26 protein-coding genes are annotated in these 24702 nt (G+C 67.0%); 12 read left to right on the top strand and 14 right to left on the bottom strand.

Annotation, left to right across the window (positions count from 1 at the left end; translation table 11 throughout):
* The first annotated feature begins 108 nt into the window (after nucleotides 1-108).
* Both AB6730_RS08575 and AB6730_RS08570 read left to right on the top strand, forming a co-directional pair.
* Entirely contained in the window at nucleotides 109-291 is a 183-nt protein-coding gene (locus tag AB6730_RS08575) for a DUF3606 domain-containing protein (RefSeq protein ID WP_371023229.1), read from the top strand.
* Between the two features lie 20 nt (nucleotides 292-311).
* Entirely contained in the window at nucleotides 312-515 is a 204-nt protein-coding gene (locus AB6730_RS08570) for a hypothetical protein (protein WP_371023228.1), read from the top strand.
* 18 nt (nucleotides 516-533) lie between these two features.
* Here the strand turns inward: AB6730_RS08570 and AB6730_RS08565 are convergent, their stop codons facing one another.
* The gene (locus tag AB6730_RS08565; protein WP_371023227.1) at nucleotides 534-752 is read right to left on the bottom strand and encodes a hypothetical protein; all 219 of its coding nucleotides are present in this window, start codon (nucleotides 750-752) and stop codon (nucleotides 534-536) included.
* 146 nt (nucleotides 753-898) lie between these two features.
* Here AB6730_RS08565 and AB6730_RS08560 point away from each other — a divergent pair, with 146 nt between their 5' ends.
* The gene (locus AB6730_RS08560; RefSeq protein WP_371023226.1) at nucleotides 899-1105 is read left to right on the top strand and encodes a hypothetical protein; all 207 of its coding nucleotides are present in this window, start codon (nucleotides 899-901) and stop codon (nucleotides 1103-1105) included.
* A 270-nt stretch (nucleotides 1106-1375) separates the two neighbouring features.
* On the opposite strand, the gene AB6730_RS08555 is transcribed toward AB6730_RS08560, so the two are convergent.
* Nucleotides 1376-1627 (bottom strand): hypothetical protein, encoded by a 252-nt coding sequence (locus AB6730_RS08555; RefSeq protein WP_371023225.1) that lies wholly within the window; start codon nucleotides 1625-1627, stop codon nucleotides 1376-1378.
* 336 nt (nucleotides 1628-1963) lie between these two features.
* On the opposite strand from AB6730_RS08555, the gene AB6730_RS08550 reads away from it, so the two are divergent.
* Nucleotides 1964-2617: a response regulator gene (locus AB6730_RS08550; RefSeq protein WP_306850494.1), complete on the top strand. Its 654-nt coding sequence runs from the start codon at nucleotides 1964-1966 to the stop codon at nucleotides 2615-2617.
* A gap of 75 nt (nucleotides 2618-2692) precedes the next feature.
* Here AB6730_RS08550 and AB6730_RS08545 read toward each other — a convergent pair whose 3' ends face one another.
* Nucleotides 2693-5980 carry an Rne/Rng family ribonuclease gene (locus AB6730_RS08545; RefSeq protein ID WP_371023224.1) on the bottom strand — a complete coding sequence of 1096 codons (3288 nt, stop codon included), beginning with the start codon at nucleotides 5978-5980 and terminating at the stop codon, nucleotides 2693-2695.
* 350 nt (nucleotides 5981-6330) lie between these two features.
* On the opposite strand from AB6730_RS08545, the gene AB6730_RS08540 reads away from it, so the two are divergent.
* Nucleotides 6331-7278, top strand: coding sequence for an RluA family pseudouridine synthase (locus tag AB6730_RS08540; protein ID WP_371023223.1), 948 nt, complete (start codon nucleotides 6331-6333; stop codon nucleotides 7276-7278).
* A gap of 177 nt (nucleotides 7279-7455) precedes the next feature.
* On the opposite strand, the gene AB6730_RS08535 is transcribed toward AB6730_RS08540, so the two are convergent.
* Together AB6730_RS08535 and AB6730_RS08530 are read right to left on the bottom strand one after the other, a co-directional pair.
* Nucleotides 7456-8982, bottom strand: coding sequence for a type II CAAX prenyl endopeptidase Rce1 family protein (locus AB6730_RS08535; protein ID WP_371023222.1), 1527 nt, complete (start codon nucleotides 8980-8982; stop codon nucleotides 7456-7458).
* Between the two features lies 1 nt (nucleotide 8983).
* Nucleotides 8984-9325, bottom strand: coding sequence for a 4a-hydroxytetrahydrobiopterin dehydratase (locus tag AB6730_RS08530; protein ID WP_371023221.1), 342 nt, complete (start codon nucleotides 9323-9325; stop codon nucleotides 8984-8986).
* Nucleotides 9326-9441: 116 nt separating this feature from the next.
* Here AB6730_RS08530 and AB6730_RS08525 point away from each other — a divergent pair, with 116 nt between their 5' ends.
* Nucleotides 9442-10035, top strand: coding sequence for an NfuA family Fe-S biogenesis protein (locus AB6730_RS08525; protein ID WP_371023220.1), 594 nt, complete (start codon nucleotides 9442-9444; stop codon nucleotides 10033-10035).
* A 13-nt stretch (nucleotides 10036-10048) separates the two neighbouring features.
* Here AB6730_RS08525 and AB6730_RS08520 read toward each other — a convergent pair whose 3' ends face one another.
* The 6 genes from AB6730_RS08520 to AB6730_RS08495 form a co-directional block, all read right to left on the bottom strand.
* Nucleotides 10049-10399: a cytochrome c gene (locus AB6730_RS08520; protein WP_371023219.1), complete on the bottom strand. Its 351-nt coding sequence runs from the start codon at nucleotides 10397-10399 to the stop codon at nucleotides 10049-10051.
* Nucleotides 10400-10416: 17 nt separating this feature from the next.
* On the bottom strand, nucleotides 10417-10737 hold the full coding sequence (locus tag AB6730_RS08515) for a cytochrome c (protein ID WP_306850501.1): 321 nt from the start codon (nucleotides 10735-10737) through the stop codon (nucleotides 10417-10419).
* 98 nt (nucleotides 10738-10835) lie between these two features.
* Nucleotides 10836-12071 carry a TraB/GumN family protein gene (locus AB6730_RS08510; protein WP_371023218.1) on the bottom strand — a complete coding sequence of 412 codons (1236 nt, stop codon included), beginning with the start codon at nucleotides 12069-12071 and terminating at the stop codon, nucleotides 10836-10838.
* 25 nt (nucleotides 12072-12096) lie between these two features.
* A complete protein-coding gene (locus AB6730_RS08505; RefSeq protein ID WP_371023217.1) occupies nucleotides 12097-12987 on the bottom strand; it encodes a carbon-nitrogen hydrolase in 891 nt (296 codons plus the stop codon).
* Nucleotides 12988-13032: 45 nt separating this feature from the next.
* A complete protein-coding gene (locus AB6730_RS08500; RefSeq protein ID WP_371023216.1) occupies nucleotides 13033-14070 on the bottom strand; it encodes an agmatine/peptidylarginine deiminase in 1038 nt (345 codons plus the stop codon).
* Nucleotides 14071-14277: 207 nt separating this feature from the next.
* Complete coding sequence (locus AB6730_RS08495; RefSeq protein WP_371023215.1) at nucleotides 14278-14619, bottom strand: hypothetical protein; 342 nt, start codon at nucleotides 14617-14619, stop codon at nucleotides 14278-14280.
* A 176-nt stretch (nucleotides 14620-14795) separates the two neighbouring features.
* Here AB6730_RS08495 and AB6730_RS08490 point away from each other — a divergent pair, with 176 nt between their 5' ends.
* The 6 genes from AB6730_RS08490 to AB6730_RS08465 all read left to right on the top strand — a co-directional run bounded on the left by AB6730_RS08490 (nucleotide 14796) and on the right by AB6730_RS08465 (nucleotide 22364).
* The gene (locus AB6730_RS08490; protein WP_371023317.1) at nucleotides 14796-16685 is read left to right on the top strand and encodes an ATP-binding cassette domain-containing protein; all 1890 of its coding nucleotides are present in this window, start codon (nucleotides 14796-14798) and stop codon (nucleotides 16683-16685) included.
* A gap of 2 nt (nucleotides 16686-16687) precedes the next feature.
* Nucleotides 16688-17689: a phosphoglycerate mutase gene (locus tag AB6730_RS08485; protein ID WP_371023214.1), complete on the top strand. Its 1002-nt coding sequence runs from the start codon at nucleotides 16688-16690 to the stop codon at nucleotides 17687-17689.
* Complete coding sequence (recJ, locus tag AB6730_RS08480) at nucleotides 17686-19398, top strand: single-stranded-DNA-specific exonuclease RecJ (RefSeq protein ID WP_371023213.1); 1713 nt, start codon at nucleotides 17686-17688, stop codon at nucleotides 19396-19398. Before AB6730_RS08485 ends, recJ begins: the two co-directional genes overlap by 4 nt.
* Nucleotides 19398-20372, top strand: coding sequence for a multidrug resistance efflux transporter family protein (locus tag AB6730_RS08475; RefSeq protein ID WP_371023212.1), 975 nt, complete (start codon nucleotides 19398-19400; stop codon nucleotides 20370-20372). The genes recJ and AB6730_RS08475 overlap by 1 nt, the downstream gene beginning before the upstream one ends.
* 54 nt (nucleotides 20373-20426) lie before the next feature.
* A complete protein-coding gene (locus tag AB6730_RS08470) occupies nucleotides 20427-20882 on the top strand; it encodes a hypothetical protein (RefSeq protein ID WP_371023211.1) in 456 nt (151 codons plus the stop codon).
* 222 nt (nucleotides 20883-21104) lie between these two features.
* Nucleotides 21105-22364, top strand: a complete 1260-nt coding sequence (locus AB6730_RS08465) for an MFS transporter (protein WP_371023210.1) — start codon at nucleotides 21105-21107, stop codon at nucleotides 22362-22364.
* Here AB6730_RS08465 and AB6730_RS08460 read toward each other — a convergent pair.
* The 3 genes from AB6730_RS08460 to AB6730_RS08450 are packed head-to-tail and all read right to left on the bottom strand — an operon-like array spanning nucleotide 22339 to nucleotide 24702.
* The gene (locus AB6730_RS08460; RefSeq protein ID WP_371023209.1) at nucleotides 22339-23229 is read right to left on the bottom strand and encodes a LysR family transcriptional regulator; all 891 of its coding nucleotides are present in this window, start codon (nucleotides 23227-23229) and stop codon (nucleotides 22339-22341) included. The two genes, AB6730_RS08465 and AB6730_RS08460, sit on opposite strands and share 26 nt — an antisense overlap.
* A 4-nt stretch (nucleotides 23230-23233) precedes the next feature.
* The gene (locus AB6730_RS08455; RefSeq protein WP_306850512.1) at nucleotides 23234-24100 is read right to left on the bottom strand and encodes an acyl-CoA thioesterase II; all 867 of its coding nucleotides are present in this window, start codon (nucleotides 24098-24100) and stop codon (nucleotides 23234-23236) included.
* A 47-nt stretch (nucleotides 24101-24147) separates the two neighbouring features.
* Nucleotides 24148-24702: an N-acetylmuramoyl-L-alanine amidase gene (locus AB6730_RS08450; protein WP_371023208.1), complete on the bottom strand. Its 555-nt coding sequence runs from the start codon at nucleotides 24700-24702 to the stop codon at nucleotides 24148-24150.

Raw genomic sequence — 24702 nt, 5'->3', positions numbered from 1 at the left:
GCCTTGGGTTGTTATGCGCATGTAAGTGGGATCGCCGTGCAGCCCCTTTTTTCGTCACGCGGGGGTAACGGGCGAGGTGTCAATTGTGGTCTTTAGCGGGGAACGGCAATGGAAATGATGAAACGCAGCGCGCGGCCTGCCGATGCCACGAAAATCGATCTCGAGTCCCGGACCGAAGTCAACTGGTGGGTGCGTTCGCTGGGGGTGACGGAGCAGTCGCTCCGCGACGCGGTGAAGCGCGTCGGCCAGGTGCCGGGCGATGTACGCGCCGAACTCCGGCGCCGCCGATGATGGACATCTCGGATCGGCCCTTGCGTATCTTCGTGTTCTTCCCGCCCATCAACGAAAGGACATGGACCGTGCTGTTGCCGGGAGCGCACAAGCACCTGTTCCGCACGGAAGGGTTGGCCGTGGAATTCGCCCTCAACCAGGCCGTCGCCATGAAGGGTCGGGGCAGGGCGGTGCAGGTGTTGAAGGAGCGCATCTCGGGAAGCTGGATCCCCGTGCACTTCTGACCAGGCGCCTTGCCGGGTTCAACGCGACGCGGGCGATTTCGATGGCGCGCCCGGTTTTTCCGCGCAAGCGGCACGGGTAAGCGCGCGATCGGCTTCGCCGTCGTTGGGCCGCGCAAGGCGGGCCATGCAGGTGTCGAAGGTTTCCGGCTGCGGACGCGTGGCGAAATAAGCGGTGCCCACGGCGATCGCCAGCGCGATGGCGATCCAGGGAAGGCTGTCGTTGAGTGTCTTTGGCATGGCGGTAGCGGTGTTTACGACACCATTATAGATCGGCCTGCCACCGCCGGTGCCGTGCAGGCGACCTCGGCCCCTTCTTCACGCGATCCCGATGCCGGCGCGGCGACGCTTTGCGCATCGCGTAACGAACCTCGGGGAGAGTCGCCATGACCAAGGTCTTATCGGATTCCCACGTCAATACCCTGGGCGCGATGGCGGCGGGCAAGTTGCTCGCCAAAGCCACCGGTGGTCGGTGGGGGCCGGCCATCCTCATCCTCGGAGGCATCCTCCTGCTGCGAAAACGCGCCGCCGCACGGGCGGCGCGCCGTGTTCGAGCCGACATCGATGCCGGCGGCCCGGATACCCCGCGCTAGGGGGAAAGGCTACTTCCTCTGGTGATTGTCCTCGCCGGTGTCATCCACCGGATCGCCCGAGGAATCCGTGCGTGGCTGTTCGGTAGGGCCTCGCCGGTCTTTCGGCGGCTGATCCTGTCCCGGTTGTTGCGGCGGACGATTTTTCTCATTGGCCATGGGCATCTCCTTCATCGGGAGGCTCCACCTTGGCGCCTTCGTACTGACGGATTCGTGCGAACCACGTGAGCAAGGCGTCGGTGCGCTCCAGGGCCCTGCGCCTGGGCCCGGCGGCTACGACAGGGGGTGCCGTGAGGCCGGCGTGTGCGAGCGGCTGGCCTGTTCGGTCAATAAAGGTGTCACGATCGCCATCCATCCTTCAGCGAAGGAGCGGACATTTCGCGGGCGCCGCTCCGGTGTGTAACGGGACATGGCTTCCGCCAGCGCGGCCACCAGTGCCGCGGGTTCCGGATGGGTCGAGATGGCCGCTTCCAGGGCGGATTCCAGGGCCGCGAGTTTTCCGAGGAGGTAAGTCCGGTCTTCCATGAATGAGGTGTCCTTGCTGAGTCCTTGGATGGACGGAGTGCCTGGTCTGTGGCCTCCGCGATTCCGTATGTGGCACACCTTCCGGTGTCGTCGGGCAGCGCTGCCGAAATCGTGCTGAGGCATTCACCTACAAGCAGCTGCGCCTGACGATGACACGATCATCAGGCCATGTCACCTCACATGCCAAGGCGGATACCGCTACAGGCGGCGGAGCGGCGGCCGGATCATACGTGCACGCTGGTTGTCTCGCCTGCACATCTGGCATTGTATGCATTCGCAGGCGCGCGCGGCCGATACGCGCGCACAGAAGTACAGTCGGCCCAGGGAGGGCATTACATGATTAACGTTGTTTTGGTCGACGACCACGAGTTGGTCAGGACCGGTTTCCGGATGATCCTGCAGCAGCAGGCCGATCTCCGGATCAGGGGAGAAGCGGGTTCGGCCGAGGAAGGCCTGCGCCTCATCCGCTCCCAATCACCCGATATCGCGCTCGTCGATGTCCACATGCCGGGCATGAGCGGCGTGGAACTGACCGAGCGCGTGATTCGCGCGAAGCTGCGCACGAATATCGTCATCCTCACCGTAGTGGATGACGCGCGTTTTCCCAAGCGTCTGCTCGACGCCGGTGCCCTCGGTTATCTCACCAAGGGCTGCTCGTCCGAGGAATTGCTCAGCGCCGTGCGCCAGGTAGCCTCGGGGCGGCGTTACCTCGCTCCCACGGTGGCGCAGCAGCTGGCACTCGCCACGCTCGACGGTTCGGATTCGCCGTTCGACACGTTGTCGACGCGCGAGATGGAGGTGTCGATGATGCTCGTCCGCGGGATGCCACTGACCTCGATCGGCGAAAGGCTGAACCTGAGTCCGAAAACCGTTTCGACCTACAAGCAGCGTCTCATGGAGAAGTTGCACGTCGAACATGTCGTCGGCCTGGCGCACTTGATGACCGTGCACGGCTTGCTGGACACGCACAATCACCAGGTAGGCAGCTGACGTCGTTCATGGCGTGACGCAAAAAAACGCCGGGCAGTGCCCGGCGTTTTTTTGTTCTTTCAATGTCAGCCGTTGTCAGCCGTGCGAACTGTCGTCCTGCGGTTCCTGGCGCGGCCGGGTCAGCAGGTCGCCCTGGGCAGGCGGTGTCCAGGCCGGCGCGGACGCCGGCGCGGAAGGCGTATGCGACACCGGCGAGACGTTCGATGCCTCGGCCGACTTCGGCATGGGTGTCACGGGTGGGGCCGGAGGCGGCGCGCTCTTTTCGGCCTTCGGCGGCGTTTCCTCGTCCTTGGATGCGTCCTCGTCCTTGGTTGCTTCCTTGGCCTGGGGCGTTACCGGCACGCTCTCGGGTTCTTCCGCAGGGGCGTCTTCATTAACGACGGCCTCCGGACGCGCCTGCACCGGCGCCACTTCTTCCGTTTCAGGAAGAATGCCGCGAGCGGGTGCGTCGAGCACGGACGCCGACCGGGCAGGAGCGGCCGGTTCGATGGCGGGCTCGTCCGCGGACGTGGATGCCGCGGGAATGGACGCGGCGGCCGGGACAGGCGCCGAACCCGTCACGGGGGCGCTCTTGAGCGGCGCATCCGATTCGGTCTGGCGGCGTTCCGCGGTGCGGGTCTGCGCCGAGTCGGCCGGGCTGGCGGCTTCCGTCGGAGCATGCGCGGTCGGTGCGGGTGCGGGAGCGTGGCCCGGAATGGGCGGAAGCTTCGGCAGCGAGGGCAGGGTCAACGCGGACGGTACGCTGTCCTCATCGGCCAGATCGACCTCGGCCGGCTGCGAGCCCGTATGCACCGGGGGTTCCACCGCGAAGGCATTCTCGGCGGCTTCGGCGGTGTCGAGCATGGGCGGAACGCTGGCGCTCGAACGTGCGGTCTCGGTACGCGCGGGTTCGCTGCGGCCGGATTCGGCCGGAGATACGTCGTCACCGTCCTCGTCGTCCATGTCCTCGGCATTGCTGCCGCCTTCGATGGCACCGGCCTGGCTACCGTCTTCCTGGCGACGGCGACGACGGCCACCACGGCGGCCGCGACGGCGGCGCTGGCCGCCCTCGGTTTCCTTGGTGCCTTCGCCCGGAGACGTGTTGGCATCCGCCGCGATCGTGGCTTCGATGTCCGTCGCCGGTGTGTCGGTAGCGACCTGGACCAGCTTGTCCTCGTCTTTCGCCGCCGGTGGGGCGGACCTGTCCGCCGGAACGCGCGGTGCGGACGACGTCGCTGCCTGCGTCGCCGCGGTCGCGGCTACGGCGGCCGTCACGGCCTTGTCGGCAGTCTCGCCCTGGGGCTTGCGCTCGCCTCGCGGCTGCTGCTGGCGGCGGTTGTTTTCGCCACCCTGCGCGGCCTGCTCCTGGCGGCCCTGACGACCCTGCTGGGGATCCTTCTGGCGGGCCTGCTTTTCTTCGCCCTGACGCGGCTCACCGCGGTTTTGCTGCGGCTTGTTACCGCCCTTGGGCTGCTGGCCCTTGGCCTGCGGGTTGCCGTCCTTGCGCTGCCCCTGCGACTGGCGCGGCTCGCCGCGGCCACCGCGTCCTTCGTTGCCACGGCGATCTTCGCGCCGCGGGCCACGGTCGCTGCGACCGCCCTGGCGGGCGTCGTCGCGACGGGCGGGTGCGGGCGCCGGTGCGGGAGCCGCCGCCGTGCCGCCACCGAAGAGGCTGCCGAACAGGCGGGAGAAGAAGCCACCGGACGACGGCGCCGCCGGAGCGGGCGCACGGCTGGCCGGCGCAGGCGCGGCGACGGCCACGTCGGTGTCTTCATCGCGCAGAGGAGCGGGCGTGCTCGGAACCACGCCTGTCACCAGCGGCTGCTCGCCGCTGCCAAGGGCCTGGCCCATCTTGGGCAGGGCCGCGGCCGCGATCGGCGTGGTCCGCTCGTAGCTGGGCTTGCTGTGCTCGCCCATGTCCGCTTCGCGGATACGGGTGATCTCCAGGTGCGGGGTCTCCAGCTTCTCGTCGGCGACCACGACCACGTGCACGCTGTGGCGCAGTTCGATCTCGACGATGCTGGCGCGCTTCTCGTTGAGCATGAAGTTGGCGACCGTAGCCGGCGCCTGCACCAGGACCTGCCCGGTGTTCTCCTTCATCGCGTGTTCTTCGATCAGGCGCAGGGTGGACAGCGCCAGCGATTCCACGCTGCGGATGTGGCCGTGGCCCTCGCAACGCGGACAGACGATCTGGGTGGCTTCACCGAGGCTCGGACGCAGGCGCTGGCGGGACATCTCCAGCAGGCCGAAGCGCGAGATGCGGCCGATCTGGACGCGCGCACGGTCGGCCTTGAGAGCCTCCTTGAGGCGCTCTTCGACCTCGCGCTGATGGCGCGGGCTGTCCATGTCGATGAAGTCGATGACGATCAGGCCGCCGGCGTCGCGGATGCGAAGCTGGCGGGCGATCTCGGTGGCGGCCTCGAGGTTGGTGTTGAACGCCGTTTCCTCGATGTCGCTGCCCTTGGTCGCCTTCGACGAGTTGATGTCGATGGCGGTGAGGGCTTCGGTCTGGTCGATGACGATGGAACCGCCCGAGGGAAGGCGGACATTGCGCTCGAAGATGCTCTCGATCTGGGTCTCGATCTGGTACCGCGAGAAGAGCGGGGTCGGATCCTGGTAGAGCTTGAGCTTGCGCAGGTTGTTGGGCATCACCTGCTGGACGAAGTCGCGGGCGTCGTTGAACAACGATTCCTCGTCGATGAGGATCTCGCCGATGTCGTTGCGCAGGTAGTCGCGCAGGGCGCGGATGAACAGCTTCGATTCCTGGTAGATCAGGAAGGGAGCCTTCTGGGAGTTCGCGGCGGCCGAGATCGACTTCCACAGCTGCAGCAGGTAGTCCAGGTCCCACTGGAGTTCCTCGGCGTCGCGCCCCATGCCGGCGGTGCGCACGATGAGGCCCATGTCGTCGGGCACCGACAGGTGCTCCATGGCCTCCTTGAGTGCCTGCCGGTCTTCGCCCTCGATACGGCGCGAAACGCCGCCGGCACGGGGGTTGTTCGGCATCAGCACCATGTAGCGGCCGGCGAGGCTGATGAAGGTGGTGAGGGCGGCGCCCTTGTTGCCGCGCTCTTCCTTCTCGACCTGGACGATGATCTCCTGGCCTTCCTTGAGGAGCTCGCGGATGTTCGACTTACCTTCCGCGTTCGGATTGAAGTACTCGCGGGCGATTTCCTTCAGGGGAAGGAAACCATGGCGTTCGGCGCCATAGTCGACGAAGCAGGCTTCGAGGGAGGGTTCGACGCGGGTGATGCGGCCTTTGTAGATGTTGGCCTTTTTTTGTTCCCGGGACGGGATCTCGATGTCCAGGTCGTACAGGTTCTGACCATCGACGATGGCCACACGCAACTCTTCGCGCTGAGTCGCGTTGATCAACATACGCTTCATTGTGGGTTCCTCGGCCTTGCCGCGCGGCCGCGCGCCGCGGTGGCGCCCATGTGGCGGCCTGCCGGGGATCGCGCCGCAGCGGTGAGGCTTCAAGCGGCATGGGATCCGGGACCGATACCTGGACCCGGCGTGATTCGTGAATAAGCGCCTTGCAACCGGTCCGCGTCCTTACGGATTAGCCGGACAACCGCAACCCGAACCGCTACGATGTAGGGTGTCCTCGCCCTCCGACCCCTCGGACGGAATGGCGCGACACTCGCCTTGCGTGGCGGTACTGGCACCCCGCGAGAGATGAGTCTTCAGCGGAGCCTGGCGCCCGCCGAGTATCCTATCAATTTCGAGTTTTATCAATGCAGACGGTAACTTCCCTCGACGGCGGCCAAGGTGTGCGCCAGGTCGAAATCGGCCCCGAGCGGGACGGTCAGCGCGTGGACAACGCCCTGATGACCCTGCTCAAGGGGGTGCCGCGCAGCCTGGTCTACCGTCTGCTGAGAACCGGGCAGGTGCGCATCAATGGCAAGCGCGCCAAGCCCGAGACCCGCCTCGCCCTCGGCGATATGCTGCGAATTCCGCCGGTTCGCGTGGCCGAGCGCGATGAAAGCGTCGCGCCTTCGGGCATGGTCCGGGCGGTCACCGATTCGATCATTTTCGAGGACAAGCATTTCCTGGTGATCGACAAGCCCGTGGGCATCGCCGCCCATGGCGGGAGCGGGGTGAGCCATGGCGCCATCGAATTGCTGCGGGCGGCCCGGCCCAACGAACACCTGGAACTCGTCCACCGGCTGGACCGCGACACCAGTGGCGTACTGGTGCTGGCGCGCTCCCGCCCGGGCCTGACCGGCCTGCAGGCGCTCATCCGGGACAACGAGGTGACCAAGCAGTACCTCTGTCTCATGACCGGCACGCCGCGCAAGGCGAAATTCGATGTCAACGCCCCGCTGCTCAAGTCGGTGATGCATGGCGGTGAGCGCCTGGTCCGCGTGGACGATGCCGGCAAGCCCTCGCTCACCTTCTTCCAGGAACTGGAGCAGTACCCGGGCGCCCGCCTGATGCAGGCCACGCTCGGCACCGGCCGCACCCATCAGATCCGCGTGCACGCCCAGTATGCGGGCCACCCGCTGGCCGGCGACCCGAAGTATGGCGACGAAGAAGCCAACAAGCGCTTCCGCGCCAAGGGACTCAAGCGGATGTTCCTGCATGCGGCGCGGATGAGCTTCGACCTCGGCGGCAAGAACTACGATTTTTCCGCCCCATTGCCCGACGATCTCAAGGCGTTCCTGGACAATCTGCGCGGCTGACCGCTGATCGGCGCAGCTGACGCCTGATCGGTAGGAGACGACCTCGACCTGGTGGGAGCCGCTTCAGCGGCGATCCGCGGCAGCGGCCAGTTCTCGGCCAGCCCCTATCGCCGATAAATCGGCTCCCACAATCGGCTTCATTCCCACAAATCGGCTTCATCAGGGGCTTTCGCTGCGTCAGCCCAGGAATCGCGCGCTGACTTCCAGTGACCGGAGCAGGCCGCCAGCCAGGCCTGCCTGCAGGAGGACCGCGCTGAGCGCGTGCGCCAACGCCACGGGCAGCAGGGCTCGGCGGTGGAAGTACCACCAGGCCCAACCGAATTCGGCCACGAAGCACAGTTGCATCAGCAGGCCGTTGGGGGTGTGCAGCAGCGCGAAGGCCAGGGCGGTGAGCAACACGGCCAGCGGACGGGGCAGAGCCCGTGCCAGCAAGGCCCCGACGACCGCCAACATCAGCCATTGCTGGAACAGGGCCCAGCCGACATACACCGCCACGCGCCCCAAGGGCGGCCACGCAGGGGCGTGACCGAAAAACACGACGACGCAAAGGGCCGCGGGTACCGCCAGCAGCGGCCAGCCGGCGGCGCGCCACGTGCCGAGCCAGAGCCAGCGCGGGAGCATGCCGGTGGCATCGAGAAAGAAGGCATAGGCCGCGCCTGCCACGAACATCGTGACGCCGGGCGGGTCCGGCCGATCAGAGAGCCCCAGTCCCGCGATGAACCAGAGTGGGCCGATGAGGACGAGCACGACGTCGACCAGGTCGCGCACGAGGGCAGGCGGGCGGAAGCCGTTGTCCGTGTGGATGGCTGGCGCCGGCGTGTTCACGACGGGAGGCACCGCTACGGGCGAGCCTGTGGCCACGACGGACGGCCGGCGCTGCCGTAGCAGGGCCGATGCCACGAAAGCGCCGAGCACGAGCACGTAGGCGAACGGTGGCAACCATGACAGCCGCGCGTGCGTGGGGCCAGACGCGGTTCCCGGAGGCCAGGCTCCCGTCCCCGGACCGAAGGTCACCAGCGGATCGGCCGCGCGAGCGTGGTCGCGCCATGCGAGTAGTCCTTCGGCCGAGAGCCTGGAAGGAAGGGCGCCGACCGGCGGTCGGATCGGACCGTCTGCGGGCACCAGCGACGCCTCGTGCAGCGTGAACGTGGCCGCGGCGGGAAGCGTCACCTCCAGGCGCAGCATGGCTGCGCGGGCAGGCGGCGCAGCCGGTCGTCCCGCCGGATCGGTCCAGTCCAGATGATCCAGTCGAAGAACGGGTGGCAGCGGGCCTCCGGGGAATGCACCGAGCGTGGCTCGCCGTAGTGGACCGGTCAGCGTTTCCCTCGCCACCCAGGCATAGCTGCCGGGTGCCGACGCCTCCGCGCTCAGCCGCAAGCGGTCCAATCGCCTCACATCCACGGGCCTCGCGAGGGGAAGGCCGATCTCCATGGCGGAACCGTCCGTGGCCCGGAACGCCAGGCCGTCTTCGACGACCGTCAGGACACCGGAACCGAAGGCGCGGCCCGCGACCACGTCGTCGCGCTCGCGAAAGCGCCACGACCAGGGTGAGTCGCCGGCGGCGAACGCGGCCCGATCCGCGGCGCTCTCGTTTTCGATCGCCGCCCGCACCACCGTCGCTCCGAATCGCGGCAACGCGACGAGGGTGACGAGCGCCAGGATCGCGCTCGCCACGGCCACCCAGCGGGCGTTGCGCGGGTGCATCTCAGTGGTCCAGCAGGGTCTCGACCCGCGCGGCGCAGATGAAGTCGTTCAGGGAGAGGCCGCCGACATCGTGGGTGGACCACAACACCTGGCAATGGCCGTAGCCCGCTTCGAGGTCCGGATGATGGTCTTCCTGGTTGGCCATGAAGCCCACGGCGTTGATGAAGCCGAGGGTGTGGTGGAAGTCGGGGAAACGGAAATCCTTGACGATGGCCTTGCCGTCGGCGGTGACCTTCCAGCCGGGCAGGCTTGCCAGGTAGCCGTCGATGGCGGCGCGGTCGAGCGCGTGCTCCGCGCCCTTGCGCGGCTGGCAGTGCTGGGTGGCGAGCGGGGAGAGGGTCATGGCGTATCCATCCATCCTGAGAAAGCGCGAAGCGTCCGCGCTGGCGGTTGAATTGTCAAAAGACGGCGCCCAACTGGAAAGCGTACTAAAATGGTGCTGATTACCCCGGAGCCATCATGATCGACATTTCCGAACGCGCGCAGGCCCACTTCCAGCGTCTGTTGGCCCAGCAAGGCGACGAAGGCCTGGGCATACGCTTGCGCGTGGTCGCGGCGGGCACGCCCTCCGCCCAATGCGAACTGGAATTCTGCGGCGCCTCGGAACTCACCGGCGACGAATGGACGGTCGAGTGCGAAGGCTTCAACCTGTACGTCGACGGCGAGAGCATGCGCTGGCTCGATCCCGCCAACATCGATTATGAAACCACCCCCACGGGTAGCCAGCTCAACATCCGCGCACCGCGGATCAAGGGCGAGGCGCCGGGCGAGGGTGCCGGGCTCGTCGAGCGCGTGCAGTTCGTTCTCGAGTCGGAGATCGCGCCGCAGATCGCCTCGCACGGAGGCCGTATCTCATTGGTGGAAGTGACGTCCGAGGGCGTGGTCGTGCTGCGCTTCGGTGGCGGTTGCCACGGTTGCGGCATGGTCGACGTGACGCTGAAGAACGGCGTGGAGAAGACCCTGCGCGAGCGCATTCCGGAGATCACGGAAGTGCGCGACGCCACCGACCACGAGACGGGCGAAAAGCCCTACTTCGCCCGCGCGGCCGGATAAGGCGCCAGGGCGGTCACTCGCCCTGGATGTGGTGCTCGAGGCCCTGCAGCTTCGTCGGCATCGTGGCGAAGTACGCCGAGACATCGTCGATGTCCTGGTCGGACAGCGTCGCGGCGAAGCCCTTCATGATGGCGTTGTCGCGACGGCCGTCCTTGTACTCGTGCAGGGCCTGAGCGAGATAGTCGGCGTACTGGCCGGCAAGGCGCGGGTACTGCGGGTCGACCGCATTGCCGTCCTGGCCGTGGCAGGCCACGCAGGTGGCGATCTTGGTCTTGCCGCGCGCCGGGTCACCGGCGGCGAAGGTCTGGGTGGCGGCAAGCGCGAGAAGCGCGCCGATGGCAATCAGGGAAAACCCACGGATCATCGTTCGTCCTCGGCGGCTTACTTGGCGAGACTGGAAAGGTAGGCGGCGATATCCGCGATTTCCTGGTCGGACATGCTTTGCGCCTGGGCGCCCATCGTCGGGTGCTTGCGCTCGCCGCTCTTGTAGGCCTTCAGGGCGTTGACGATGTATTGCTCGTTCTGGCCGGCGATGTGCGGCACGTGGTATTCGGGGTACGCGTTGGCATAGCCCGGCACGCCGTGGCAGCCATTGCAGGTGTAGACGAGTGTGCGACCCTTGGCCTTGTCCCCTTCGGCATGCGCTGCGGATGCGGCGCACAGAGCTACGGCGATCAGTCCAACCAGATGCAGACGCTTCATTAAGTGTTCCCTGGGTGCCGGGCGGGGCCGGGGTTGAATAGCCGTCGAAGTATAGAGGCGTGTCGCGACGGCGGACAACTCGGGAGGGGCGGGCGCCCTCAGAACAGGCTGCGGATGATGTGGATTCCCGCGATGTACTCGCCGGCGATGGTGCCGATGCTCACCAGGAAGAAATTGAGCAAGGTGCGCGCCACGCGGTTCTTCCACCAGCCGGTCCAGTGGGTGATGTCGTCGCGCAGGCGTTCGAAATCCAGCACGCGCGGCTTGCGCACCCAGGCTTCGGCCATGGCGCTGATCGCGCCGGAAGGGATGCCGGGGCGGAAAGGCTTCAGCGGCGCCGCGACGAAAGCGGCGACGATGGACAACGGATGGGCACCGGCGATCAGTGCGCCCAGCGCCGAAAGACCGCCGGTGAGCAGGATCCAGTTCTTCAGCGCGTCGACGCCGAGGCTCGGGCTGCGATAGAAGGCATAGCCGATCGCGGCGAAGATGCCCAGGACCAGCGCGACGGCAAGAACTTTCGGCCATGTCGACGCGGGTGGCGTGACCGCGAGATCGTCGGCGAGCGCCCGAGCGTCGCCGTGCTGGTCGGCCAGTTGGGCGCTCATGCCCTTGAGATGACCGGCGCCGATGACGACGAGCACCTTGCGGCTGGGCGCCGAGGGGTCCATCGTCGCGCCGTTCTCGCGCAGCTTCGCCGCCATGAATTCGTCGCGCTCGGCGATGAGTGCGTGGTAGAGCGGGGCGGAGCCGCTGGCGAATTCGCTGAACGCGCTTTCGAGCAGGTCGGCTTGCTTCAGCTTCTCGATGTCGGCCTCGGCGATCTCCTCGCGCTCGAACACGCTGCCGAGCATGCCTGCCATCAAGCCGAAGCGCTGGAAGAAGCCCACGCTGCGCCATGCCCGCTTGAGCGTCGTGCCGACTTCACGATCCACCAGCCACACGGGAATGCCGCGCGCGTCGGCGCCATCCATCGCGGCCTTCATCTCGGCGCCGGGCTCGATGCCGTACTGCGCGGCGAGGCGCTTCTGGAACGAGCCCAGCACGAGGCTGGCCGCGACCATGCCGGCCTTGCCCTGGCGGATGACCTGGAACAGGTCCATCTGCTTGAACGCTTCCGGATCGCGGATGCCGTGTGCGCGGCTCGGGCACAACTCCACCGCCACGGCATCGAAGTGCTCGGTTTCCAGCAGCGCGTCCACCGCCTGCACGCTGGCGCGCGACACATGCGCCGTGCCGAGGATGACGTACTCGACGCCGTCGCGCGTCATGCGCTCGATGGGTTGGCCTTCCAGGGCGGTGGGCAGGGTGACGTCGTTCTCGGCCGGAATCATTCGCGGGGTGGTCCTTGGGGTGGGGTCAGTCGCGGAAGCGCTTGGTGAGGTCGCCGTAGGCATCGATGCGGCGGTCACGCAGGAACGGCCAGATGCGGCGCACGTGTTCGCTGCGTTCCATGTCGACATCGCAAACCAGCAACTCGCGCCCGTCGGTACCGGCCTGGGCCAGGAATTCACCCTGCGGCCCGGCGACGAAGCTCGAACCCCAGAACTGGATACCGCTGCCGACGTTCGACGGATCGGCCTCGTAACCGGTGCGATTGCACGAGAGCAGGGGAAGACCGTTGGCGACGGCATGGCCGCGCTGCACGGTGATCCATGCCTCGCGCTGGCGGGCCTTCTCCTCGTCGGAGTCGTTCGGGTCCCAGCCGATCGCGGTGGGATAGAACAGCAGGTCCGCGCCGGCCAGCGCCATCAGGCGTGCGGCTTCGGGATACCACTGGTCCCAGCACACGAGCACGCCGAGCTTGCCGACCGAGGTCTGGATCGGATCGAAACCAAGATCGCCCGGCGTGAAGTAGAACTTCTCGTAGAACGCCGGATCGTCGGGAATGTGCATCTTGCGGTACTTGCCCGCGATGGCGCGCGAGCGGTCGAAGACCACGGCCGTGTTGTGGTACAGGCCGGTGGCGCGCTTCTCGAAGATCGAGGCGACGACCACGAGCTTGAGTTCCTCGGCGAGCTTGCCGATGCGATCGGTGCCCGGGCCGGGAATGGTCTCGGCGAGATCGAATACCTCGACGCTCTCGCGCTGGCAGAAGTACGGGCCGTTGTGCAGTTCCTGCAACAGCACCAGCTCCGCGCCGGCCTTCGCGGCATCGCGCAGTCCCGCCTCGATGGCGTCGAGGTTGGCGTCGCGGCTGCCACGGTCGGTTTCCTGGAGGAGGGCGACCTTGAGGGTCTTGCGGGTCATGGACGTCTTTCCTCGCGCGGCACCCGCCGCGCATGCATGGGTGGATTACCGGGCGATCGCCGCGGGCAGTTGCATTGTGATGCAATGCAGGCTGCCGTTCTGCCAGATCAGCGGACGGCACGGCACCTGGACCACTTCGCGACCCGGATGCGCCAGCCCGATGATCCGCGCCGCCTCGTCATCGACGCGGTCGCCGTAAGCCGGCACCAGCACGGCGCCATTGACGATCAGGTAGTTCGCATAGGAAGCCGCGAGGCGGCGGCCTTCATCGATGATCGGCCGTGCCCATGGCAACGGATGAAGCGGGTAGGGCTTGTCCTCCGGCGTCCGCAGCTCGGCCAGTTCCGAGGCCATCTGGCCCAGTTCCTCGAAATGCGGATCGCTCTCATCGTCGCACGCCTGGTACACGATGCCGCCGTCCTCGGAGAAACGCGCCAAGGTGTCGATATGGGCGTCGGTGTCGTCGCCTTCAAGATAGCCGTGCTCCAGCCACAACACGCGATCCGCGTGCAGGGTGGTGGCCAGGGTATCGGTCATCGTCTCGCGGGAAAGATCCGGATGGCGCTGGTGCAGGCACTTCCACGTGGTGAGGATGGTGCCGCGGCCGTCGCTCTCGATGCCGCCACCTTCCAGGGCCCAGTCGATGCGCTTGTGCGGCAGGCCGGCCAGGACGCCACGCTCGAGCAAGCCGGAGATCAGCGCGTCGTCCTGTTCGGCGCCGAACTTGCCGCCCCAGCCGGTGAAGCGGTAATCGTTGAGCAGCACGCCATCCGCGCCGGTGAGCGTGATCGGACCGGAGTCGCGCAGCCAGGTGTCGTCGTAGGGCAATTCGATGAAGTACACGCGGGCCATGTCGGCGCCCGCCTTTTCGATGGCCAGCCGGGCGCGTTCGCGCAAGGCCGCGTCGGCGACCACGATGTGCAGCGGCTCGAAACGGGTCACCGCCGCGGCCAGGGCGACGTAGGTGGTCTCGACGCCGTCCAGGCGGTCGGCCCAATCGGTGCCCGCGTGCGGCCACGCGATCAGCACGCCGGCCTGCGGTTCCCATTCGGCGGGCAGGCGGTAGGAAGAGCGGTCGGTCATGGCGAGGGCAGGGCAGCGAGGGAAGCCGACTATTGTAAGGCTTCCCGGTTACCGCTGCCGTAATGGCCATCGCCGCTGAAGCGGCTTCCCACCAGGGTGTCGCTGGCTGGCCGGAGGCCGCTCTGGGCGGGTATGAAGCCGCTCTGGCTCGGTAGGAACCCGTCCTGGCTGGGTGGGAAGCCGCTTAAGCGGCGATCCGGCACCCGATTACTTCGGATTCGCTGGATTGAGGTTGTTGCCCGCCGGCGTGTTCAACACCGCATGGATCACATGGCTGCGCTCGAAATAAACGATATACCCCGGATACATCCAGCGGTTGATCACCGGCTGCTTGCGGCTGCCGCCGCCACGGGAGTCGAGCTTCGAGGTCGGTTGGCCGTAGCGGCGCTCCACCTCGGCCATGCTCATGCCTTTCTTCGGCAGGTTCATCGCCTGCTCCTGCTGCACGCGCTGCATCAGCAGGGTGTCGCCGGCACGGACGGACGGGGCCACGGAGGCCGACACGATCGCCAGCGCGATCGCGGTGAAAACAGGCTTGAAGGTGTTCATGATGGCTCCGTCGCGCTCCCCATGCGGCGCAGGACGCCGTTGTAGCAGATCGCCCGGAGGTGCGCCATGGGCGGCGCCCGGCGGACTTCGCGCTTGTGTGCTGTGTCGCGTTTCGGCGACGCGGATGGAGCGGGACGGCTATCATGCGCAGTCGTCTCTCGCCTGCATGCCTATCCATGATCTCGTTCCGCAACCTCGCCCTGCGCCGGGGCAGCCGCACCTTGTTGTCGCAGATGGATCTCACGATCCAGACCGGCTGGAGCCTCGGCGTCATCGGCCGCAATGGCTGTGGCAAGTCCACCCTGTTCGCCGCGCTGAAGGGCGAGCTGGAGCCGGAGGTGGGCGACCTGGACATGCCGTCGAAGGTGCGTCTCGCCTCCGTGGCCCAGGAAACCCCCGCCTTGCCCGACCCGGCGATCGAATACGTCCTGGGTGGCGACGTGGAAGTGGCCGCGGCCCTCAAGGCCGAAGCGGACGCATTCGCCGCCGAGGACCACGAAGCCGTGGCCGCCGCCCACATGCGCATCGAGGAAGTGAACGGCTACGACGCGCGTGCCCGCGCCGGCCGGCTCATGCATGGCCTCGGCTTCGCGCCCGAAACCCATGAGCGGCCGGTGTCCTCGTTCTCGGGTGGCTGGCGGGTGCGCCTCAACCTCGCCCGGGCCCTGATGGCGCCGTCCGACCTGCTCCTCCTCGACGAGCCCACCAACCATCTCGACCTCGACGCCGTGCTCTGGCTGGAGGAATGGTTGCGCCGCTACCCGGGCACGCTGCTGATCATCTCCCACGACCGCGAATTCCTCGACGGCGTGATCTCGCACACGATGCACCTGCACGACGGCACGGCCAAGCTCTATGCGGGCAACTACAGTGCCTTCGAACGCCAGCGCGCCGAACACCTGCGCCAGCAGCAGATCGCGCATGAGCGCGAGAAGGCGGAGCGGGCGCACCTGCAATCCTTCATCGACCGTTTCAAGGCCAAGGCCAGCAAGGCCAAGCAGGCGCAGTCGCGCATGAAGCGCCTTGAAAAAATGGCCGGCACCGAAGCGGTGCGGGCAGAGCGTTCCTTCAGCTTCTCGTTCCCGACGCCCGACCGGCTGCCGACCTCGATGTTGCAGCTGGATCACGTGGACGCGGGCTATGGCGATCACGTCGTCCTGCACGACATCGCCTTCGGGCTGGAATCCGGTGACCGTATCGGCCTGCTGGGTCCGAACGGTGCCGGTAAGTCGACGATGGTGAAATCGCTGGTCGGTGAACTCGTGCCGCTGGTCGGCGAACGCGGTTTCCATAAGGACACGAAGATCGGCTACTTCGCCCAGCACACGGTCGAAAGCCTGCGCGAAGGCGCGAGCCCGTTCGACCATCTGCAGGAAAAGGCACCGAATGCCGGCGCACAGGTGCTGCGTGACTACCTCGGCACCTGGAACTTCCCGGCGGATCGCGCTTTCGAGCCGGTGGACGCTTTCTCCGGTGGCGAGCGGGCACGTCTGGCCCTCGCCCTGATCGCGTGGGACAAGCCGAACCTTCTGCTGCTCGACGAACCGACCAACCATCTCGACCTCGACATGCGCGAAGCGCTCGCCGATGCGCTCGCGGCATTCGATGGTGCCCTGGTGCTGGTCTCGCACGATCGCCATCTGCTCGGCATGGTTTGCGACGAGTTCTGGCGAGTGGCCGATGGCAAGGTGGAACCGTTCGACGGTGATCTGGACGACTACGCGAAGTGGTTGCGCAGCCGCGCCACCACGCGCAAGACGGCGGCCGTGGCCTCCGCGCCGGCCGATGCGCCCGTGCAGGAGTCGGCGAAGGAGAAGCGCAAGCTGAGTGCCGAGGAGCGCGAGAAGGAAAAACCGCTGCGCGCGCGGGTGAAGAAGATCGAGGCGTTGATCGAAAGCATGGACAAGGAGTTGGGCGTGATCGAAGGCAAGCTCGCCGATCCGGCCGTGTATGGCGGCCCCACGGCCGAACTGATGAAGCTCGGCCAGCGCCAGGCCGAGCTGCGCGGCGACAAGGAAACGCTCGAAGCGGAATGGCTCGGGCTCCTCGAACAGATCGAGGCCTGAGCGTGAGTGCCGTCCTCCATGTGCTGCTGCCGGGACGCGACAAGATTGGCGGCGTTGCCCCCTTCGCCGATTGGCTGGCACGCGGAACGACACTGCCGGCGGCGGTACCGGGCTACCTCGTCGCCCTAGCGGAACACTTCCGTTGGCCGCACGGTCCCTTGCCCGCCGCCGCGCTGATCCGCCAGTCGGTGGCTGGCGACGCCGGTGGCGCGCTATGGTTGTCCGCCGATCCCGCGTGGGTGCAGCCGGAACTCAACGGCGCCCGCCTGCTAGCCTGCGGCAACCTCGGCCTGAGCGTGGAAGATTCGAAGAGCCTGGTCGGCGCACTCGCCGAGACGTTCGAGGCGGAGGGAATGAACCTCCTGGTGGGAGACGCACAGCACTGGCAGCTTCGCCTGCCCAGTTACGTGGAGGTGCCTTCCTTCCCCGAGCCGGAGGAGGCGCTGGGCGCCGATCTCTTCGAACAGTTGCCGAAAGGCGAGGAAGGCCGCCGCTGGCGCGCCTTGATCAACGAGGCGCAAGTGGTCCTGCACAACCACCCGGTGAACCGCACACGTGCGGCGCAGGGCCTGCCGCCGGTGAACAGCGTATGGCTGTGGGGACCGGGTGCACTCCCCGACTGGGTCGAGTGCGGCCTGTCGCGCATCTACAGCGACGACCTGCTCGCCTGGGCCCTGGCCCACCGCGCGAACGTGGACGTCCAATCGCGCACGATGTTCGCCGCCTCCAGCCATGCAGGAGCTGCCCCTACAGGAGCCGCCCCTGTGGGAGCCGCTTCAGCGGCGAAGGGTGCTCGCGGCAACCCAGCCATCGCCGCTGAAGCGGCTCCCACATACAGCCTGCTCGACTTGCAGGACATCCAGCCGACCATCTTCGAGCGCGATTGGTGGCCGGCGATCGAGGCGCACCTCACGGCGGGCACCGAGATTCGCCTCGCCTTCGCCGATGGCGTGCGCATGGTGCTGCGCAAGCGTCACCGCCTCCGCTTCTGGCGCAAGGCGTGACAGCGCGGGCCTGGCGCCAGCGCACCGTCGCCACCGCGCCGAGCGGCTGGCCGGCGCACGTCCACCCTGTGATCCAGCGCATCTATGCCGCACGTGGCGTATGCACGCCGGACGGTGCCGAACATCGGCTGGCGCGGATGCTCTCGCCCAACCTGCTCGGTGGCATGGACCGCGCCGTCGCCTTGCTCATGCGCGCCATCGCCGAGGATAAGCGCATCGTCATCGCCGGCGACTACGACTGTGACGGTGCCACCGGCACGGCGGTGGCCGAACGCGGTCTGCGCCTGCTCGGGGCGCGCCACGTGAGTCACGTGGTGCCGAATCGTTTCGTGCACGGCTACGGCCTGAGTGAAGCGCTGGTGGCGTCGCTCGACCCGACACCGGACATCATCGTGACCGTCGACAACGGCGTGGCCAGCGTCGCCGGCGTAGCCGCGGCGCGTGCACGCGGTATCGCGGTGGTGATCACCGATCACCACTTGCCGGGCGATACCTTGCCCGACGCCGATGCGATGGTGAATCCCAACCTCGCCGGTGACGGTTTTCCGAGCAAGGCGCTCGCCGGCGTCGGCGTCATGTTCTATCTGTTGCTGGGCATCCGCGCATCCATGCGTGACGCCGGCCATTTCCCCAACGGCGAACCGGACCTGAGCACGCTGCTGGATCTGGTCGCGCTCGGTACCGTGGCCGATCTCGTGCCGCTGGATTTCAACAACCGCGTGCTGGTCGACGCGGGCCTGAAGCGCATGCGCGCAGGCAAGGCGTGTGCGGGTATCACGGCGCTCGTCGAAGCCAGCGGACGTTCGCTGGCGACCGTGGGAGCGACCGACCTGGCCTTCGCCATCGGCCCGCGACTCAACGCCGCCGGCCGCCTCGAAGACATGTCCCTCGGTGTCGCCTGCCTGCTCACCGACGATCCCGGCGTCGCAAGGCGCTACGCGGAACAGCTTTCGGCGATCAACCAGGAACGCCGCGAGATGCAGGCGGGGATGGTGGACGAGGCCGAGACGATGGTCGCGCGCGCGGCGCATGTCGACGCCGTGGGTGTCGCCCTGTTCGACCCGGGCTGGCACGCGGGCATCGTCGGCCTCGTGGCGTCCAAGTTGAAGGAAAAGCTGCATCGTCCCGTACTCGCGTTTGCTCCCGCCGGTGACGATACGAATGAGTTGCGAGGTTCGGCCCGTTCGATTCCCGGCTTCCATATTCGCGATGCCCTGGCCGAGATCGATGCGAAACATCCCGGACTGATCCTTCGCTTCGGTGGGCACGCGATGGCCGCCGGCCTGAGCTTGCAGGCCGCCGACTTCGGGCGCTTCGCCGCCGCCTTCGACGCGACGGCGCGCGCGCACCTGGATGACGAGCGGCTGCAAGCCCTCGTTCATACCGACGGCGAACTGGATTACCGCGACCACACCCTCGACCTCGCGAAGCAACTGCGCCATGCAGGGCCCTGGGGGCAGGGCTTCCCACCACCGATCTTCGAGGCGCGCGTCGAATGCGCTTCGTGGAAACCGATGGGGAGCCGCCACCTTCGCCTGCAATTGCGTCACGAACAGGGAGGCGCGCCACTCGACGCCGTGATGTTCAACTGCTACGACGGAACGCCTCCACCGCCGCGCATGCGCGTGGCGTACGAGCTTTCCGTCAACGACTGGCAGGGCAGGGAAAGCCTTCGGCTGTTGTTGACGCATATGGAAGCCATCGGCTGATGCGTTCCAACGCACTCACCGCCGTGGCGATCGCGCTGCTCTCGGCGCTGTTCTTCACGCTAACCTATGTCCTGAATCGCGCCGTCGTCAGCGGCGGTGGCCACTGGCAATGGGCGGTGATCCTCCGCTACATCGTCACCTTGCCCTTGCTGGCCGTCGTATTGCCGTTCCAGGGCGGGTTGGGCAACCTGCCGCACGAATTGCGTGCGCATGCGTGGACATGGCTCGGCTGGAGCACGGTCGGTTTCGTGCTGTTCGGCGTGCCGTTGACCTGGGCGGCCAGCAGTGGCCCGTCGTGGCTCGTGGCGGGCAGTTTCCAGGTGACCGTCCTCGCCGGCCCGTTGATGGCTCCCTTCATTTATCGCGACGAACGTGCGCGCTGGCATATGGGCGCGTTGGCGATCGGAACACTGATCGTCGTCGGCGTGATGCTCCTGCAGTTCGGTCATGCGCACGGCGCGCTGGACGCCTCCGCATGGCTGGCCGTGGGCGCGGTGGTCTTCGCCGCCTTCGCGTATCCCCTGGGCAACCGGAAGATCCTGCTTCACCTGGAACGCAGCGGTACGAAGCTCGGGGCGGTGCAGCGTGTGTTCGGCATGACCCTGGCGAGTTGGCCGCTGTGGCTCGTGTTGTTCGTCGTGACCTGGACGACGATCGGGCCGCCGTCGCTGCGTGAAGTACTGCTGGCGAGTGGCGTGGCCCTGTCTTCGGGCGTGATCGCCACGGTGTTGTTCTTCCACGCCACGGAGCGGGTCGGGCGGCAGCCGACGGCCCTGGCCGCCGTCGAGGCGATGCAGGCGGCCGAACTGTTGTTCGCCACGGCGATCGGCGCGATTTTCCTGGGCGAAGCCATTCCTGGCGCCCTGGCCGCGACGGGAGCCGTCGCCATCATCGTCGGTATCGCCCTGTTCGCATGGGTCAGCGGCAAAGAGGCGGTGCCAGCCGACGATAGCGGCGCCGCGCGCGACGCTTGACGCCGGGGTGACGGATACGGCGTAGGCTGAGGCGGTCCTCACGGAGACCTGGCCATGAAAACCGTCGTTCTCGCCTTGCTGCTCGGGCTGCCCACGATCGCCGCCGCCACGCCTCCGCCCGGCACCCACGGCCAACCCGCACCGGCCCCCGAGCCGATGAAACGTTTCGTCTGGCGTGACGAGGCGGCGGGGTACACCTTCGTCGCTCCGCCGCGCTGGGCAGGCAAGGTGCGAGCCGTGCCGCTGGAGTCGGCGGAACTGTCGCGGTCGGGAGCGACCACCGGCGTCCGCTTCATGGCGGGATCGAAAACCCTGCTGGTCCTGCTCGCCACGGACGAGAGCCGGATGCAGGCATTGACGGCGACGGGAGGCTCCGAGCTATCGCGGCACGGCGATCATGTGGTGGCGGTCAAGACGGCGGAGGATGGCGGCGATCTGGCGCTGACGAACGAGGAACTCGCATCGGCCGTGCAATGGGATGGCGGAGCGAACGGCACCGTCTCCCGCTGACATGCAACCCCTGGTCCTGCGGGAGCCGCTCTTGTGGGAGCCGACTTGTCGGCGATGGGTGCTTGCCGAACCCTGGCCCGCTGCCGCGGGATCGCCGACAAGGTCGGCTCCCACCGGGGTGACTGATCGCCGACAGGCCCCACATCCAGCCATACTTGAAACATATCGAAGCGGAGGTTTTGCTATATCGATTCGACTCAATTCAGGGGCTAGCCTTTCCCCATGGCTCTTTCCCTGGAGGTTCCCGTGGACGGCTCATCGCCCACCGCGCCGGCGGTGCTCGCGGATCGACGCATTCGGCATGGCACACCGGCTTTTCGGCGCACCAATCTCGCCTTGTTTTCCTCCGGCTTCGCGACGTTCGGGCTGCTCTACTGCGTACAGCCCCTGATGCCCGCGTTCTCCCGCGCCTTCAACGTGGACGCGGCGGCCAGCAGCCTGTCGCTCTCGCTCACCACCGGTGTCATGGCCGTGGCGATGCTGTTCGCCGGTGCGATGTCGGATGCGTGGGGGCGCAAGCCCATCATGTTGGTGTCGCTGCTGGGCTCGTCGGTGCTCGTGCTGCTGACCGCGATGGCACCGAACTGGACATCGCTGCTGGTATTGCGCGCCATGCTGGGTCTCACGCTGGCAGGCCTCCCCGCCGTGGCGATGACCTACCTGAGCGAGGAAGTGCACGGCGAATCGATCGGTTATGCGATGGGTCTCTATATCGGCGGCAACGCCATCGGCGGCATGAGCGGGCGCATCCTCTCCGGCTTCGCGGCGGATCATGCGTCGTGGCGCGTGGCGGTCGGCGCGATCGGTGCCTTGGGCCTGGTCGCGGCGTTCCTCGTGGCGCGCGGATTGCCGCCTTCGCTGCATTTCCAGAAGCGTCGCGCCCATCCGCGCGTGCTGGCGGACGCGTTCGTTTCGCTATGGCGTGACAAGGGCTTGCCGTGGCTGTTCGCGGAAGGTTTCCTGCTGATGGGTGCCTTCGTCACCATCTACAACTACGTGGGCTACCGCTTGCTCGCGCCACCGTTCTCGCTCTCGCAGTCCCATGTGGGTGCGATCTTCATGGTCTATCTGTTCGGCGTCGTCGGCTCGGCGTGGATCGGATCGCTCGCTGGAAGGCTCGGTCGCCGTCGCGTGCTCTGGGCCACCTTGGCGATGATGCTGGCCGGCGTGGCGTTGACGGCGAGCGGATCGCTCTGGGCCATCGTGGCCGGCATCGCCGTGATGACCTTCGGTTTCTTCGGCGGGCATTCCATCGCGAGTAGCTGGGTCGGCAACCGCGCACCTTCCGCCAAGGCGCACGCCTCGTCGTTCTACCTTTTCTCGTATTACATGGGTTCCAGCATCGCCGGCTCGCTGGGCGGCATCGCGTGGACCCATGGCGGTTGGAACGGCGTCGCGGGTTACGTCGCGGTACTCGTCGTGCTCGGCCTCGGCATCGCATTGAAGCTGCGCAGGCTCACGCCTTCAGCATCAGCTTCATGAAGGCCTTGACCAGTGGCGATGCGTCGTCGCGGCGGTGCGCCAGGTGCAAGGCGCTCGCCGCGTCGGGCGAGTCGATGGTGACGTAGGCCACGCCATCCACTTGCACGTGGCGCATCGATTGCGGCAACACGGCCACGCCCATGCCGGCGGCGACCAGGCCGATCATGGTCGACGATTCACCCGCTTCCTGCGAGATGCGCGGCGAGAAACCCGCGTTGCGGCACATCGTCAATAATTGGTCGTGGATGCCGGTGCCTGCCGCGCGGGTGAACACGATGAAGTTCTCGTCGGAGAGTTCTTCCATGCGCAGCTTCGCACGCTTGCGCCGTGCCAGCGGGTGGTCGGCGCGAATCACGGCGACCAGCGGATCGTCCACCAGCTTGCGTGTGACGAGGGGCGCGGGAAGCACGGCGCCACGAATCAGTCCCAGTTGCTGGCGATCGTCGAGCAGACATTCGATCTGCTGAAGCGTATTTCGTTCCTGCAGTACCAGCCGCACCGACGGATAGGTTTCGCGGAACGCCCGGATCGCCCGCGGGAAACGCTCGATCAACGGCGTGCTGCGCGTGAAGCCCACATGCAATTCGCCGATCTCGCCGCGTTCGGCGCGGCGTGCCATGTCACCCGCATCGTCCACGCGCGCCACGATGTCTTTCGCCGCATCCAGGTAGGCGCGGCCTGCATCCGTCAGTTCGACACGCCGGTTGGTCCGGCGCAGCAGGCGCACGCCGAGTGTGCTTTCCAGATCACGGATCTGCTGGCTGAGTGGCGGCTGGGAGATGCCCAGCCGCTCGGCGGCGCGGCTGAAATGGAGCTCGTCGGCAACGGCGATGAAATAGCGCAGGTGCCGCAGCTCGATGTTCACGCGATCAATCCGGCCGGACGCGGATCAGGCCTTCCTGCGCGGTGGACGCCACGAGGATGCCGTCGCGGGTGTAGATCATGCCGCGCGCCAGGCCACGCGCGCCCTGCGAGGTCGGGCTGTCGAAGGAATACAGCAGCCACTCGTCGATACGGAACGGACGGTGGAACCACAGTGCGTGGTCCAGGCTCGCCATCTGCATGTTGCGGGTGAGGTAGGAAATGCCGTGCGGCAGGGTCGCCGTGCCGATCAGGTGGAAGTCCGATGCGTAGGCGAGCAGGGCCTGGTGCAATGACAAGGTGTCATCGATGGGCGCGGTGAGACGGAACCAGATGTGCTGGTAAGGCGGCCGCTTGGCCGGGCGCAGTTCGTCGCGCGGCCAGACATGGCGGAACTCGAACGGACCGTCGATGCCGAGCCAGCGCTGGGTCTTCTCCGGCAGGCGGCCCAACTGTTCGAGCGACATGGCAGGCATGGGCTCGACGTCCTCGGGCGCGGGGACTTCCGGCATCGACATCTGGTGTTCGTAGCCTTCCTCCGGTTCCTGGAACGAGATGGAACCGTTGAGGATCGGCTGGCCGTGCTGGATCGCGACCACACGCCGCGATGAAAACGAGCCGCCATCGCGCGTGCGTTCCACGCTGTAGACGATGGGTGCGTTGATGTCGCCGGCGCGCAGGAAGTAGGCGTGCAGGGAATGCGCCTCGCGTTTCGGGTCCACCGTGCGTTGCGCGGCTGACAGCGCCTGGCCGAGCACCTGGCCGCCGAAGACGAAGCGGGTGCCGATGTCGCGACTCTGGCCACGGAAGAGGTTGTCTTCCAGGCGTTCGAGTTCGATCAGCTCGACGAGTTCGCCGACATGGTTGTCCGACATGGTGATCCTGGTGAGCGGTGGCGCGATGGGGCGCCAGTATAGCGGGGCTAGTCGGCCAGTCGGCCCAGCCGCCCGGCGTCGTAGGCACGAGCCCAGGGGAACTGTGGGCCCGGATCGCGCTTGCGCGGGACCTCGTTCTCCGGATCGTCGCTGGCGGGCACCATGGCCGTGTCCAGGTCTTCGTGGCCGGCGATATGGCGCAGTGAGGGAAAGCGCTCCACGAGGTGGTCGAGCAGGGCGCGCAAGGCCGCTATCTGGCGCTCGGGGTAGGGCTCGGTCATGGTCTGGTGCGCGGAATGGAACCAGTCCGGATAACGGCCGGTGTTCACCAGTTCGATGCCGATCGACCGCGGGTTGTAGCCGCGGGTGTGGTGGGCCACGCGCAGCGGGTCCACGTAGCACAGCACCGAACCATCCCGGTCGATGTAGTAGTGGCCGCTGTTGCCCGCGCCGGAGTCGTGGAGCACGCGCTCGCCGTACTCGCGGGCCATGGCCAGGTCGGGCAGTTCCGTGCAGTGGATCACCACGAGGTCGATGGACCCGGGCTCCCGCTGGGGGAGGATGGACTCGTAGGGCAGGGGGGCGTGAAGGATGTCGATCAT

The organism is Luteibacter sp. RCC_6_2, from assembly GCF_041360655.1.
GTDB lineage: Bacteria > Pseudomonadota > Gammaproteobacteria > Xanthomonadales > Rhodanobacteraceae > Luteibacter.
This window is presented reverse-complemented; position numbering and strand designations above follow the sequence as displayed.